Source organism: Bradyrhizobium sp. (assembly GCF_049581145.1).
Classification (GTDB): Bacteria; Pseudomonadota; Alphaproteobacteria; order Rhizobiales; family Xanthobacteraceae; genus Bradyrhizobium.
In genome coordinates this window covers 1-13,899 of record NZ_JBAURI010000509.1, presented here as the reverse complement: position 1 = coordinate 13,899, position 13,899 = coordinate 1, and the positions used below count along the sequence as shown (strand labels likewise).

The 13,899-nt window shown below is 63.2% G+C and carries 9 protein-coding genes and 1 pseudogene; 4 read left to right on the top strand and 6 right to left on the bottom strand.

The window, feature by feature from the left end:
• Positions 1-653 (bottom strand): annotated as a pseudogene (locus WCB02_RS16865) (FAD-dependent monooxygenase); the annotation flags it as partial.
• A gap of 137 nt (positions 654-790) precedes the next feature.
• Positions 791-1,792 carry an NADP-dependent oxidoreductase gene (locus WCB02_RS16860; RefSeq protein ID WP_423959676.1) on the bottom strand — a complete coding sequence of 334 codons (1,002 nt, stop codon included), beginning with the start codon at positions 1,790-1,792 and terminating at the stop codon, positions 791-793.
• Positions 1,793-2,014: 222 nt separating this feature from the next.
• On the opposite strand from WCB02_RS16860, the gene WCB02_RS16855 reads away from it, so the two are divergent.
• The gene (locus tag WCB02_RS16855) at positions 2,015-3,310 is read left to right on the top strand and encodes a dicarboxylate/amino acid:cation symporter (protein ID WP_423959674.1); all 1,296 of its coding nucleotides are present in this window, start codon (positions 2,015-2,017) and stop codon (positions 3,308-3,310) included.
• Positions 3,311-3,322: 12 nt separating this feature from the next.
• Entirely contained in the window at positions 3,323-4,249 is a 927-nt protein-coding gene (locus WCB02_RS16850) for an amino acid ABC transporter substrate-binding protein (RefSeq protein WP_423959672.1), read from the top strand.
• Positions 4,250-4,276: 27 nt separating this feature from the next.
• Here the strand turns inward: WCB02_RS16850 and WCB02_RS16845 are convergent, their stop codons facing one another.
• The gene (locus WCB02_RS16845) at positions 4,277-5,221 is read right to left on the bottom strand and encodes an ATP-grasp domain-containing protein (protein WP_423959671.1); all 945 of its coding nucleotides are present in this window, start codon (positions 5,219-5,221) and stop codon (positions 4,277-4,279) included.
• Between the two features lie 411 nt (positions 5,222-5,632).
• Between WCB02_RS16845 and WCB02_RS16840 the strand changes: the two genes are divergently transcribed.
• Together WCB02_RS16840 and WCB02_RS16835 are read left to right on the top strand one after the other, a co-directional pair.
• Positions 5,633-6,406 (top strand): ferredoxin--NADP reductase, encoded by a 774-nt coding sequence (locus WCB02_RS16840; RefSeq protein ID WP_423959669.1) that lies wholly within the window; start codon positions 5,633-5,635, stop codon positions 6,404-6,406.
• 346 nt (positions 6,407-6,752) lie between these two features.
• Positions 6,753-8,378 carry an FMN-binding glutamate synthase family protein gene (locus WCB02_RS16835; RefSeq protein WP_423959667.1) on the top strand — a complete coding sequence of 542 codons (1,626 nt, stop codon included), beginning with the start codon at positions 6,753-6,755 and terminating at the stop codon, positions 8,376-8,378.
• A 384-nt stretch (positions 8,379-8,762) separates the two neighbouring features.
• Here WCB02_RS16835 and WCB02_RS16830 read toward each other — a convergent pair whose 3' ends face one another.
• The 3 genes from WCB02_RS16830 to WCB02_RS16820 all read right to left on the bottom strand — a co-directional run.
• Positions 8,763-10,073: an AAA-associated domain-containing protein gene (locus WCB02_RS16830; protein ID WP_423959665.1), complete on the bottom strand. Its 1,311-nt coding sequence runs from the start codon at positions 10,071-10,073 to the stop codon at positions 8,763-8,765.
• A gap of 16 nt (positions 10,074-10,089) precedes the next feature.
• A complete protein-coding gene (locus WCB02_RS16825) occupies positions 10,090-11,823 on the bottom strand; it encodes an ABC transporter permease (protein WP_423959663.1) in 1,734 nt (577 codons plus the stop codon).
• Positions 11,824-11,955: 132 nt separating this feature from the next.
• Positions 11,956-13,899 (bottom strand): carbohydrate porin (locus WCB02_RS16820; protein WP_423959661.1); only part of this gene is annotated, 1,944 nt, incomplete at its 5' end.

Genomic DNA, 13,899 nt, shown 5'->3' with positions numbered 1-13,899 from the left:
ACCGTCTTGTCGGCAAAGCCATGGGCTTGCCAGGTCGCACGGTCGCACTCCACCAGGAAGGTGCTCATGTCCGGCGTGTAGCGGTAGTGATGCGCGTTGAAGCTGCCGAGCGCGGTTCTGACAAAGGTCTGCGACAGCGTCGCAAACGGCTTGGTGGTGCCGTACCAGGCGAACTTGTTGCTGGAATAGGACACCGAGAAGCCGAAGTCGCCCTCGAAGCTTCGGCGCAGCAGCGAGTTCAGCCCATCCGCGGCGACGATCAGGTCATAGCCCCTGAGCTCGTCGACGGACTGCACCATCCGCTCATAGTGCAGGACAACGCCGGCGGAGCGGGCGCGCGCCTGCAGCAAGGTGAGCAGCTCGAGCCGGCCGATCGCGGAGAAACCGATGCCGTCGATCTCAACGCTTTCGCCGCGCAGATTGAGCGTGATGTTTGTCCAGCTCTCCATCCGCGGCGCGATCGCCTCGACGGTGTCCGGATCGTCGGTGCGCAGAAACTCCAGCGCCTGTTCGGAGAAGACCACGCCGAAACCCCAGGTCGCGCCGGCCGGGTTCTGCTCGAACAACTCGACATGCGCGTCGGGATGGCGCGTCTTCCACAGATAGGCGAAATAAAGTCCGCCGGGACCTCCGCCGATGACGGCGATGCGCACGATGTTCCCCCCGATCGACAGTATGCTGATGATTTTGGCCTAGACTAGCCGCCACCGGATTTCGGCGCCAGCGGAAAATCCGGCCGGCCCGCAAGCCAAATGTGCAACTGAAGTGTGGTAGCGATCGACGCCTGTCGTCACACCCGGATCATCCGCTTGCCGCGGTTCTCGCCCGCGAGCAGTCCGATCAGCGCCCGCGGCGTGTTTTCCAGGCCGTCGATGACATCTTCCTGCACCTTGAGCTTGCCCGAGCTCACCCACGTCTGCAGATCGGCGGTCGCCTGATCGCGACGGTCCATGAAATCCATTACGATGAAACCTTGCATGATGAGGCGTTTTACGACGATCAGGCCAGGCACGCCGCGCGGTCCATGCGGCGACGGCGCGCCGTCATATTGCGAGATTGCACCGCAGCAGGCGATGCGGCCATGATTGTTCATCTGCGGTAGACAGGCTTCGAGAATGTCGCCGCCGACATTGTCGAAATAGACGTCGATGCCTTTCGGCGCCGCCGCCTTGATCTGCCTGAACAAGGCGGCGTCCTTGTAATCGACGGCTGCGTCGAAGCCGAGCTCGGCGGTGAGCCAGTGGCACTTATCCTTGCCGCCGGCGATGCCGATCACGCGGCACCCCCTGATCCCTGCGATCTGGCCGACGATCGAGCCGACCGAGCCCGCCGCCGCAGATACCACCACGGTGTCGCCGGCTTTCGGCTTGCCGATCTCCAACAGCCCGAAATAGGCGGTGAGACCGGCAATGCCGTAGATGCTGAGCAAATGGGTCAGCGGTTCGATGCGGGGCAGCTTGGTGAGATGCTTCGCCGGAACCGCGGCATAGTCCTGCCAGCCGGTATCGCCGAACACGATGTCGCCGGGCGCGAGTTCTGCCGCCTTCGAGGATACCACCTCGGCGAGGCCGCCGCCGGCCATCACCGTGTTGGTCTCGACCGCCGCGCGATAGGTCGCGCCGTGCATCCAGGCCCGGTTGGCGGCGTCGAGTGAGATGTAGCGCACCCGCAGCAGCGCCTCGCCGTCCTTGGGTTCCGGGACGGCCGTCGCGCTCAGCCTGAAATGCTCAGGTCCCAGTTTCCCGGCCGGTTTCTCCACCAGCAGAATCTGTCGATTGACGGTATCGGTCATGGCGCTGCTCTCCCGATCGCTATGATTGACGATTATTGATGCAGCTGCCGCGCAAGAAACATGCAGCCGCGCTTTGTGCGTTGCGTCGAACGCTAACGGAGTGCCGCTCGCGCCACAACGGGAACATTGTGGCAGATCCCTTGCATAGGAAACGGCAGGGAAGCGTGTTGCGCCGCTTTCGAAATCTGCCACACTAAGCGCCGGAACTGACGGGGGTAACAGATGTCGAACAGGTTCACGCAATACATCCTGATCGCGATGGTGCTTGGCATCGTGATGGGCTGGCTGATCTTCAACTTCATGCCGGACGGCCGGGCCGAGCTCGCGTCCGACATCAATCTGATCGCGATGCTGTTCCTGCGCCTGATCAAGATGATCATCGCGCCTTTGGTATTTGCAACGCTGGTCGGCGGCATCGCCCATATGGGAAGCGGCGCCAAGCTCGGACGCATTTTTGCGAAAACCATGGGCTGGTTCGTCAGCGCCTCCTTTGTCTCGCTGCTGCTCGGCCTTTTGATGGTCAATCTGCTGCAGCCCGGCGCGAATTTTCCCGGCACTCTGCCGGACAAGACCCAGTCGACGGGCCTGCCCGTGTCGGCGTTCTCGCTCGAGAAATTCTTGACCCATCTGATCCCGACCTCGATCGCGGACGCGATGGCGCAGAACGAAATCCTGCAGATCGTGATCTTCGCGGTGTTCTTTTCGGTCGCGATGGGCGCGCTGCCCGAACGTTCCAAGCCGCTGCTGGCGCTGATCGACGATATCGGCCACATCATGCTGAAGGTCACGAGCTACGTCATGCTGTTCGCGCCGCTCGCGGTCTGGGCCGCGATCACCGCGACGGTGGCGAAGAACGGCCTGTTGGTGCTGTGGAAGCTCGTCGTCTTCATGGGCGGCTTCTATCTGTCGCTGCTGCTCCTCTGGGGTATCCTGGTGATGGTCGGCTTCGTCGTGATCGGGCCGCGCTACAGCCATCTGCTGCGGCTGATCCGCGAACCGCTGATGATCGCGTTCTCGACCGCGAGCTCGGAAGCCGCCTACCCGAAGACGCTGGAGGGGCTCAACCGCTTCGGCGCCTCGCCGCGGATCTCGAGCTTCGTGCTGCCGCTTGGCTATTCCTTCAATCTCGACGGCACGATGATGTACTGCACCTTCGCCTCGATCTTCATCGCCCAGACCTACAAGATCGACATGTCGCTGGGAACGCAGTTCGCGATGCTCGCGACCCTGATGATCACCTCGAAGGGCGTTGCGGGCGTTCCCCGCGCCTCGCTGGTGGTGATCGCCTCGACGCTGGGCCAGTTCGGTATTCCCGAGGCGGGGCTCTTGATGATCATGGGCATCGACACCTTCCTCGACATGGGGCGCAGCGCCACCAACGTGATCGGCAATTCGCTCGCCACTTCCGTGGTGGCGAAGTGGGAGGGCGAACTCGCGCCCGAGCACGCGCTCGGCTCCGATGATCTGGTGCCGCCCGACATGATCCCGGGCGAAGTGCCCGCGATGGCCGGCCACTGATGGGAGCGGCAGATGCGCCAGATCATTTGCCGACCGCGCTCGGTCCGCGGCCTCCTGCTGGCGGCCTGCCTGCTGGCAACGCCCGCCGCAGCCCAGGGCGGCGGCGAAGGCCTCAGCCCGACATTATCAGCCATCAAGAACGCGCATGTGGTGCGCCTTGGCTACCGTGAAAGCTCGCCGCCGTTCTCGTTTCTCGATCAGGCGGGGCGGCCGATCGGCTACAGCCTGGAACTCTGCGAGGCCGTGGTCGACGAGATCGGCGTCGAGGTCGACGAACCCGATCTGAAGATCGAATATGTCAAGGTGACCTCCGACGACCGCATCCAGGCGGTGCTGCAGAACAGAATCGATCTGGAATGCGGGTCGACCACGGCGAATGCCGAGCGCGGCAAGCAGGTGGCGTTCTCGCCCTTGATGTTCGTCGCCGGCACCAAGCTGATGGTGCCGAAGGCCTCGCCCATCGCTTCGGCGAGCGACCTGAAGGGCAAGACCGTGGTGGTGACCAAGGGCACCACCAACGAGCAGGCGATGCACAATGTCGACAGGAAGTTTCAGCTCGGGCTGAACATCGTCACCTCGCCGGATCACGAGCAGTCCTATCAGATGCTGGTCGACGGCAGGGCGGACGCGTTCGCGACCGACGACATCTTGCTGTACGGCCTGATCGCGCGGCACAAGTCGCAGGACAAGTTCCACGTCGTCGGCGATTATCTGTCCTATGATCCCTATGGCATCATGTTCCGCAAGGGCGATCCCGAACTGGCCGGCGTGGTGGAGCGCGCCTTCCGCAAGCTCGGCTCCGACAATGATCTGATTCCGCTCTATAACAAATGGTTCGTGTCGCGGCTGCCGACCGGCGAAAAGCTCAATGTCGAGATTTCGCCGCAGCTCGAAGAGGCCTTCAAGATTTTGAACGAGACCGAGGGAACGAGCAACTAGATTCCTGATCGCGTTTCGTCTCGCGGTTCACTGAAACACCTTATCCAGGGCCATGCGATAGACCGCGTCGACCAGATCGGGGTGGGCTTCGCTCAAGGCCTCCATCATGACCCCGGAGTTGATTTCCAGAACTCGCCAGCTCTGGTCGACTCGGACGACATCGACCGACCCGAAGCGCAATCCGATCGACCCCGCCGCCTCCCGTGCGATCTCAACGCAGGCGTCGCGGGTCACGCCCTGGTCCAGCAGCATGGGTCTTGCGCCAGCGCCAAGATTGTGGCGCCAGTTCAGGTTATGCCGCTCACCGTCCGGCGGAACCTGGTCGAGCGCGGCTTTGTCCAGATCGCCGATGATGACAGGCAACAGCGTGGACAGTTGCCCGGTGGGAATCGAGGCAACCGCCAGTTCGAGAAACGAGCGCTTGCCATCGCCTGTGATTGATGGACGCTCCTTGCGGTAGACGACGATCGGCAAGTCATCGATCAGGACCACCCGCACCTCGTCCTCGATCTCGAGATAGGGCGAGACGGCAAGGCTCTTCTCCGAGGAGAAGATCGCGTGCACCGCGCGTTCAAGCTCCGGTTCGCTCCTCACCCGGAACACCAGATCGCCGCCAGTGCCTTCGTTGGGCTTGACGACGATGCCGGCAGCATTCGCGCGCAAAAGATCAAGCATGTCCTGCCATGCTGTTCCCGGCTTGATATATGGGTAGAGCTTTGGGCTGAGAAACAGCGTGTGCGGAACGCAAGCGACCCCGCGGATCGTCAGCAGCTCCGCGGTCGCCGCCTTGTCATTGGCAATCCGGTGCGCGACCGCGCTGTTCAGTCCAAGATCGTAGCCGAAAGCGAAACGGCGCCGGTCACCGCGCCGCATCACGATCAGCCAGCCCTGGGATTTGATCTCGACGCCGATGTCGTGGCTGGCGCAGTATTTTTTGACGGCATTCACAAATATGCGTTCGCTGCTGATCATGTCGAACCCTGCTAGTGGAGCTGCGGCGGGCTGGCCTCAGCGGTAATTTCAAACACGATTAATGACGCGTTCAAGGCCTGGGCGCCGGGTCGGTGAGCCATGATCAGACGAGAGGGCGCCCCAGCGCCGCGGCGCATGCCGTTTCGGCAATTAAGTGCCGCATCCGGCGGCAATCGGGCAAGGAAATTAGCCCATTTTCCGATGACGAATTAAGCGGCATCGAACCATTCATGCGAACAAATCGACATGCATTTGATCGCCCTCAATTGCGCGTCAACGCGGGTTGATTATCCCGTTATTTGGGGTAGATCACACGTCGAAATCATCAGCCAAATCAGGGGTTTTTGCCTCGCCGGGGGCCGAAGCGACCTGGTTTTTCTCCTGCACCATCAATCGGAAAAATCGGATACCATGAGCGCGTTCTATCGAGAGAAAGTTCTTTCTGTCCAGCACTGGACCGATACGCTTTTCAGCTTCAAGGCCACCCGCAATTCCGGCTTCCGGTTTCAGAACGGCCAGTTCGCGATGATCGGCCTCGAGATCGATGGTCGTCCCTTGATGCGGGCCTACAGCATGGCGAGCGCCAATCACGAGGAGGAGCTGGAGTTCTTCTCGATCAAGGTCGCCGACGGCCCGCTGACCTCGCGGCTGCAGAAGATCAGGGAAGGCGACATCATCCTGGTCGGTCGCAAGGCGACCGGCACCTTGATCACCGGCAATCTGATTCCGGGTCGGCGTCTGCTGTTGCTGTCGACCGGCACCGGTCTTGCGCCTTTCGCGAGCCTGATCAAGGACCCCGACGTCTACGAGCGGTTTGACAGCATCGTGCTCGTGCATGGCTGCCGGCAGGTCTCCGAGCTCGCCTATGGCGAGGAACTGGTGGCGAAGCTGCGCGACGATGAATTGTTCGGGCCGCTCTTGTCCGAGAAGCTCGTCTATTATCCGACCGTGACGCGGGAGCCGTTCCGCAACCGCGGCCGTATCACCGACCTGATCACCTCGGAGCAGCTGTTCAACGATATCGGCCAGCCCCCGCTCGACATCGCGGCCGACCGCATCATGATGTGCGGGAGTCCCGGGATGCTGGAGGAACTGAAGCAGATCTTCGAGGCGCGCTCTTTTATCGAAGGCAGTCACAGCGAGCCCGGCCACTTCGTGATCGAGAAGGCGTTCGTCGAGCGCTGAGTCCGTCAATCATTCGGCGCCGCCGGCGCTTTTTCCAAGAGGCCGCTTCAGATACCGCCCCCGCGCGCCCCAGGCGACGGGGGCGGCTTGCGTATGGTCCTGGTGCACTGAGATATCGGTCGCGCCGCCGTCGGTGACTGGCAAGGACTGCGTTGCAGTGCAAAAACGCTGACCTCGCGATGGATTGATTGCCTGGCCCGGGATTGAGTAGCCTCGAAACGCTGTCAAACCGAGCCCGGCTGTCATATCCATGACCGCCGCGACAGATAGCATGCGGCGGGTCATTTCGGCCGTCGGATCATGCCCCGACTGACAGGACCACCCGACAAATACCAGAGGGGATGCCATGGAAACGTTGATGCTTCCGTTCTCGCCGCGCTTCATCCTGCTGACGATTTGCGCCGTGGTCACGGCGTTGCTGCTCGGTTTCGGGATCGCCGATCGCAAGGTGCTCGACCTCGTGCTGGTCCCATTGTTGATCTTCGGCGGCCTCACGCTGCTCGGCATCCGCGATCTCCTCCAGAAGAGCCACGCGGTGTTGCGCAACTATCCGATCGCGGCGCATCTGCGCTTCCTGCTCGAAGAGATCCGGCCCGAGATGCGGCAATATTTCTTCGAGAGCGAGAAGGACGGCATGCCGTTCTCCCGCGACACCCGCGCCGTGGTCTATCAGCGCGCCAAGATGGTGCTCGACAAACGGCCGTTCGGCACCCAGGAAGACGTCTATCGCGAGGGCTATGAGTGGTTGCACCATTCGGTGGCGCCGAAGGCGCGTTCCGACGAGAAATTCCGCATCACCATCGGCGGCCCGGACTGCAGGCGGCCCTATTCGGCGTCAGTCTTCAACATCTCGGCGATGAGTTTCGGTGCGCTCAGTCCGAACGCGGTGCGCGCGCTGAATGCCGGCGCCAGGAAGGGCGGCTTCGCCCACGACACCGGTGAGGGCGGCTTCAGCCCCTATCACCAGGAGAAGGGCGGCGACATCATCTGGGAGATCGGCTCGGGCTATTTCGGCTGCCGCCATCTCGACGGCAGCTTCAACGGCGAGGAATTCGCGCGAGTCGCGGCCGCCGACCAGATCAAGATGGTGGAGCTCAAGATCAGCCAGGGCGCCAAGCCAGGGCATGGCGGCGTGCTGCCGGCGGCCAAGGTGTCGCCGGAAATCTCCAAGATCAGGGGCGTCTCGATGGGCGAGGACTGCATCTCGCCGGCGGCGCACCGGGCGTTCTCGACGCCGCTGCAGATGATGGAGTTTGTCGGCAACATGCGAAAGCTGTCCGGCGGCAAGCCGGCGGGCTTCAAATTGTGCATCGGCCACCCCTGGGAGTTTCTGGCGATCTGCAAGGCAATGCGCGAAACCGGCATCTATCCCGATTTCATCGTGATCGACGGCAATGAAGGCGGCACCGGCGCCGCGCCTCTCGAGTTCATGGACCATCTCGGCATGCCGATGCGCGAGGGCGTCAATTTCGTCCACAATGCGCTGGTCGGCATCAATGCGCGCGATCGCATCAAGATCGGCGCGTCGGGCAAGATCGCCACCGCTTTCGACATGGCGCGCGCCATGGCGATCGGCGCCGACTGGTGCAATTCGGCGCGCGGCTTCATGTTCGCGCTCGGCTGCATTCAGTCCCTGAGCTGCCACACCGACCGCTGCCCGACCGGCGTCACCACCCAGGACCCGACCCGCAATCGCGCATTGGTGGTGCCGCACAAGATCGAACGGGTCCACAACTATCACCACGCCACGCTGCATGCGCTCGCCGAACTGCTGGCCGCGGCCGGACTCGAACATCCCCAAGAGCTGCGGCCGATCCACTTCTCGCAGCGGACCTCGACCACCGAGGTCTGCTCTTTCGCAAAGCTCTATCCAACGCTGCGCCCCGGCGAGCTGCTCGAAGGCACCAGCGACCCGCGCTATGTCGACGCCTGGGCCATGGCGCGGCCGGATACATTCGCGCCGGCGGGATAACGCTTGGCGCTCGGAACGTCATTCCGGCGCCTCAACGGGTCCGCGCAGAGCGCGGCCCTATGACAAGCTCCGCGCGAATCCGGAATGACGGCGTAAAAGGTGTCCGCGTCAGCCCCAAAATCCGCCGTCGTCCCCGCCAACGGGTCGGCGCAAAGCGCCGCCCGATGACAGGCTCCGGCGGGGACGCATAACCAAGGGAAGTGGTCGTTGCGCCATGCCGGAGCCGACTATCGCAACAACATCGGCCTGTGGTTATGGGGTCGCGGCTCAAGATCGGGACGACAGTGGAATTTTTGGCGTGATCACTCGATCCCGCGCACAATCGCTTCAGCAAAACTCTGCCGGGACGGCGATGATGATGAATTGCAGCCCGACCAAACCACCCTAATGCGGGTTTTCCAGGCTGAAGGTTTCCGACTGCTCGTCATAGGCGAACAGCTCGCCATAGCGGGCCCAGGACACGATGGTCTTCAGCGTCTCGTCGGCCTGTTCCTCCGACATGTAGTCTTCGAGCTCGTTGCGGAAGCGCGCGCCGGGGGCGATATGGGAGGGCCGCTCGTCGAGCACCCTGCGGATCAGGCCCATGACCGGGACGTAGTTGATCAGGTGCTCGGCAAACAGCTTTTTGCGGGCGTCGGTCTCCATCGTGGCAAAACGTTTGCCGGCGTCGGTCAGCATCAAATCGCCCTCGCTCAACTGCGCAAAGCGCAACAATTGCAGCGATTCGCCGAGATGAAAGATTTCATCGGCTTCCATTTGCAGATGACCGGCGAGCACCGGCAGGTCGGCATGGCCGTTATAGGGCTCCCCCGCCAGCGTCTCGATCAGGCCGGACAGCACGTTGGACGAGACGTGGTTGAGCACCATGCCGACGCCCGAGCCCGGAATGCCCTCGGCCGACGGCGACCTGGGCTCGGGGCGCTGGGTCATGCGGGCATAGAGACTGTCGACCAGCTGCCGGAAGGCCGGGTCGAGCCGGTTGCGCGGATGCGGCAGCTCGACCTTGAACTCGGCCGCGACCCGCCCCGGGTTTGACGAAAACACCAGGATGCGGTCGCACATCAGGACCGCCTCCTCGATGTTGTGCGTGACCATCAGGACCGACTTGATCGGCAGACGGCCTTCGATCCAGAGATCGATCAGGTCGGTGCGCAGCGTCTCGGCGGTCAGGACGTCGAGCGCGGAGAACGGCTCGTCCATCAACAGCAGGTCCGGATGCACGACAAGGGCGCGGGCGAAGCCGACGCGCTGGCGCATGCCGCCGGACAGCTCCTTCGGATAGGCGGACTCGAAGCCGTCGAGGCCGATCAGGTCGATCGCCGCCAATGCGCGCTTGCGCCGCTCGGCGGCGTCGACACCGAGCGCCTCGAGGCCCAGTTCGACGTTCTGCAGCACGGTCAGCCACGGAAACAGCGCGAAGGATTGAAACACCATGGCGATGCCGTTCGGCGGCCCCTGGATCGCCTCGCCGCGGCACTTTGCATCGCCGGAGGAGGGCGCGATCAGGCCGGCGATGATGCGCAGCAGCGTGGACTTGCCCGATCCGGACCGTCCGAGCAGGCCGACGATCTCGCCGGACAGGATGGTCAGATCGACCTTTTCCAGCACCAGCAGATCCTCGCCGCTTCCCTTCGGAAACGAGCGGCAGACGCCGTGGATATCGATGAGCTTGGTCTGTTGGACTTGATCGAGCATGGAGCCGTTCCTTGCGTCAGCCGAGGCGAAGCCGGCGCTCGCCGAAGGCGTAGAGCCGCCGCCACAAGAGCCTGTTGACCAGGGTCACCAGGATACACATGACGGCGATTCCGAGCACCACGCGCGGGAAGTCGCCGGCTTCGGTCGCCTTGGCGATATAGGCGCCGAGCCCCGCCGACGACAGGTGGGTGCTGCCCCAGCTTGCGACTTCCGCGACGATCGAGGCATTCCAGGATCCGCCGGACGCGGTGATCGCGCCGGTGATGTAATAGGGAAAAATGCCCGGCAGCACGACCTTGATCCACCAGCGCCAGCCTCCGAGATGGAAGCTCGATGCCGCCTCGCGCAGGTCGGTCGGGAAGGCGCTGGCGCCGGCGATCACGTTGAACAGGATGTACCATTGGGTGCCCAGGATCATCAGCGGGCTGAGCCAGATATTGGCGTTGAGGCCATAGCGGACGATGATCACGACGAACACCGGGAAGGCGAGGTTGGCCGGGAATGCCGCCAGGAACTGCGCCAGCGGCTGCACGCGTTCGGCCAGCCGCGGCCTGAGCCCGATCCAGACCCCGACCGGCACCCAGATCAGGGTCGCCAGCGCGATCAGCACCACCACCCGGACCAGCGTGATGAGGCCATAGCCGAAGGCGAACAGGATATCCGACAGAGCCAAATTCGACGAGAGGTATTGATAGACCCGCCACGCGGCATAGCCGGTGCTGACGGCGACGACCGCGAACCAGAGCGCATCGACCGCGCGCGAGGGCGGTCCGTGCCGTACCGGCAACCGCAGCCGGTCCAGCCATCCGATGTGCATGTTGGAAAACGACCGGTTCAGCGCGGCGAACGGATAGGATACGGAGCGCAGCGCGCGGGTGCGGCGAAACAGGTCGAGCATCCATGAGGAGGGCACGTTGCCGGAGGCGGTCTGCTCAAAGCGGAATTTGTCGGCCCAGGCCACCACCGGGCGAAACAGCAGCTGGTCATAGGCGATGATGACGAGCAGCATGGTCAGCAGCGCGTAGCCGATCGCGGCGAGATTCTGCTTCTCGATGGCGAGCGCGACATAGGAGCCGATTCCGGGCAAGGTCACCGTGGTATTGCCGACCGTGATCGCTTCGGAGGCCACCACGAAGAACCAGCCGCCGGACATCGACATCATCGTGTTCCAGATCAGGCCGGGCATCGCGAACGGCACGTCGAGCCGCCAGAAGCGCTGCCAGCCCGACAGATGAAAGCTCTGGGTCGCCTCTTCGAGGTCCTTCGGCACGTTGCGGATCGACTGGTACATGCTGAAGGTCATGTTCCAGGCCTGGCTGGTGAAGATCGCGAACACGCATGCGAGCTCCGCGCCCATCACGTTGCCGGGAAACAGGTTCATGAAGAAGACCACGGTGAACGTCAGAAAACCCAGGATCGGCACCGATTGCAGGATGTCGAGCAACGGGATCAGCACGATCTCGGCACGCCGGCTCTTGGCGGCGAGGGCGGCATAGAGGAAGGTGAAGATGATGGAGCAGACGATCGCGAGCAGCATCCGCATCGTCGTCCGCAGCGCATAGAACGGCAGGTTGGCCGGGTCGAGCGACACCGGCGCGACGTCGAGCGCGGACAGCGGCAGCGTGGTCTGCTCGCCGCCATAGACGATCAGCACCATGGCGCCGATCACGAGGATCAACGCCACGACGTCCCAGATGTTGGGGCGGAGCGCTTCGCCCAATCTCGGCGTTAGCATATCTTGAAGCGTCATGGTGCCGCCTTGTCTGGAAGGCGCCGCGCAGGCGTCTTGAGAAAACAGGAAGATCGGGCCTCGATCGGCGTTTTACGCAGGATGCGGTGATAATCGGCGGTGAGGTGAGAAAGCGGGCTCCTTCGTCAGGGCTCAGTACTGCATGTGAACGCGCGCGCCGAGCACGGAAACCGGCCCTCGGTCGCGATTATAGGCCGGATTGACGATGAGCTGATAGTCGAGCGTGACCTTCGAAGCAAACACCGGAAAGCTGTAATAGGTCTCGAGGATCTGCTCGTTGCCTGGATGCGGCAGCATGCCGTCGCCGACCAGGATGCCGAGCCCGCCGGCATTGAGGAAGGCCTGGTGCACCTTGCTGATGCCGTTGACCACACCGGCAATGCCGAGCGTGTCGTCGTCCCGCCCCCATTGCTTTCCCGACACCGACAGGCCGGCGGCGACGGTGCGGTCGACGTCGGTGAACTCGTACGGCTCCGTGTCCCCGTCAGCCCATCCGGCGCGGGCGAAGAAGCCGATATTGGGGATGAGCTGCTGCTCGAGGTTCATGCTGATGCCGCCCCGGCTCTGATATTTCCGCACGGCGATGATGTCGGCCGGGGCGCCGGTCAGTGCGGCGAGCTGGATGGCGTCCGCGAAACTTCCCATCCGGCCGCGCGTCAGGAAGCCGGTGATCGCTATCTTGCCGGGCTGATCCCAAATGGTATAGCGCCGCTCGAGTTCACCGACCCACTGGAACTGGCCGAACGTCGGATCGAGCTGGGTCGTATTCGGCGCGATCGACAGATCGAACAGTCCGCCGCGCAGGGTCCACGGACCTTGATACCATTCCGCGGCCGCGCCGACCGTATAGGCCCAGGCGTCCGCGGCGTAATCGAACGTTCCGGTGTCGAGAACGGTCCAGTTCAGGAAATCGCCGCGCGGATCGTGGGCGTATTTGTTGTTGTCGAAGATGTCGACCACGCCGAACTTTCCGATCGTCAGCACCAGCCGGTCCGACGTCTGTGTTCCGGAAAACTGGTTGGCCGCGGCGTCGACCTTCTGCGTGTCGCCGCCGAGATCGATGGTCTGGCGGATGAAGGCCCGCTGCAGACGGGTATAGGGATAATCGGCTCCGACCTTGTAGGCCTCGCCGCTCGGGAATCCCGCGGCGCCGACCGATCCGCTCAGTCCAAAACCCTGATCGATTTCGGGATTGACCCAGGCTTCGGCACCCTGCCAGAGCCGCACGCCGGCGAACACCGTGAAGTCTGCGGTCTCGCGGCCGATATTCGGCGCCAGACTGTTGGTGCCCTTGTACGGCGCGTTGAATGGCGGGTCGTATTGGTTGGTGTAGGTGGCCTGGGCGTGGAGCGCGAAGCGGTCCGTCTCCAGCGCCTGTTGTCCCTTGGTCAGGAAATCCGCTATCGCGGCACCGTCGGCGCCGATCCGGTAGTTCACGCCAAGCCGGATGCTCTGCATGGCGAGGTCGGAGTCGAACCCCTCCATGGCGGTCGGAAACGTCACGCTCTTCCTGGCAAATCCGGTCGACAGATATTCGGCTCTTGCGGTCCAATTGCCGGCGATCGGGACCTCGACGCCAATGCCTGCGGCCCAGCCCAATCGCCACAACAGCCTGGTGTCCACCGTGCCGGGGGTGGCGAATCCGGTGGGTGAATTTCCGGCAATCTGGGTGCGCGTCACCTGATCATAGGTCCAGGCCAGACCGGCCGTGCCATAAAGCAGGATATGATCGAACGCGTAGCCGAAACGGGCCCGGGCCGAGCCGTAATGAATGACCGCTTCGCCGTACGTCACCTGGCTGGTCAGGGGTGAACCGACCGTCTGGCTGCCGCGCACGGAATAGGGCACCGCAACGTCCGAGTTCGGCGCGGTGACGTCCGCCTCGAAGCCAAGCATCAGGCGAGAGGGTAAAACGTAATTGTATCCGCCCTGCAGCCCCAGAACATAGCTACCCGTCCCGGCCATGAAATCGAAGTTGAACGGAAGATCGAACGATCCATTCAAAGCCGGCGCGCCGCCGGCGGCGACCGTGGACCCGTTCGAATCACCTCTGATCACACCGGCATGGGCGCCGAC

Coding starts and splice junctions, on each gene's coding strand:
- WCB02_RS16830 (WP_423959665.1), bottom strand. CDS start 10,073: ATGCTCGATCAAGTCCAACAGACCAAGCTCATCGATATCCACGGCGTC.
- WCB02_RS16825 (WP_423959663.1), bottom strand. CDS start 11,823: ATGACGCTTCAAGATATGCTAACGCCGAGATTGGGCGAAGCGCTCCGC.
- WCB02_RS16835 (WP_423959667.1), top strand. CDS start 6,753: ATGGAAACGTTGATGCTTCCGTTCTCGCCGCGCTTCATCCTGCTGACG.
- WCB02_RS16845 (WP_423959671.1), bottom strand. CDS start 5,221: ATGATCAGCAGCGAACGCATATTTGTGAATGCCGTCAAAAAATACTGC.
- WCB02_RS16840 (WP_423959669.1), top strand. CDS start 5,633: ATGAGCGCGTTCTATCGAGAGAAAGTTCTTTCTGTCCAGCACTGGACC.
- WCB02_RS16860 (WP_423959676.1), bottom strand. CDS start 1,792: ATGACCGATACCGTCAATCGACAGATTCTGCTGGTGGAGAAACCGGCC.
- WCB02_RS16855 (WP_423959674.1), top strand. CDS start 2,015: ATGTCGAACAGGTTCACGCAATACATCCTGATCGCGATGGTGCTTGGC.
- WCB02_RS16850 (WP_423959672.1), top strand. CDS start 3,323: ATGCGCCAGATCATTTGCCGACCGCGCTCGGTCCGCGGCCTCCTGCTG.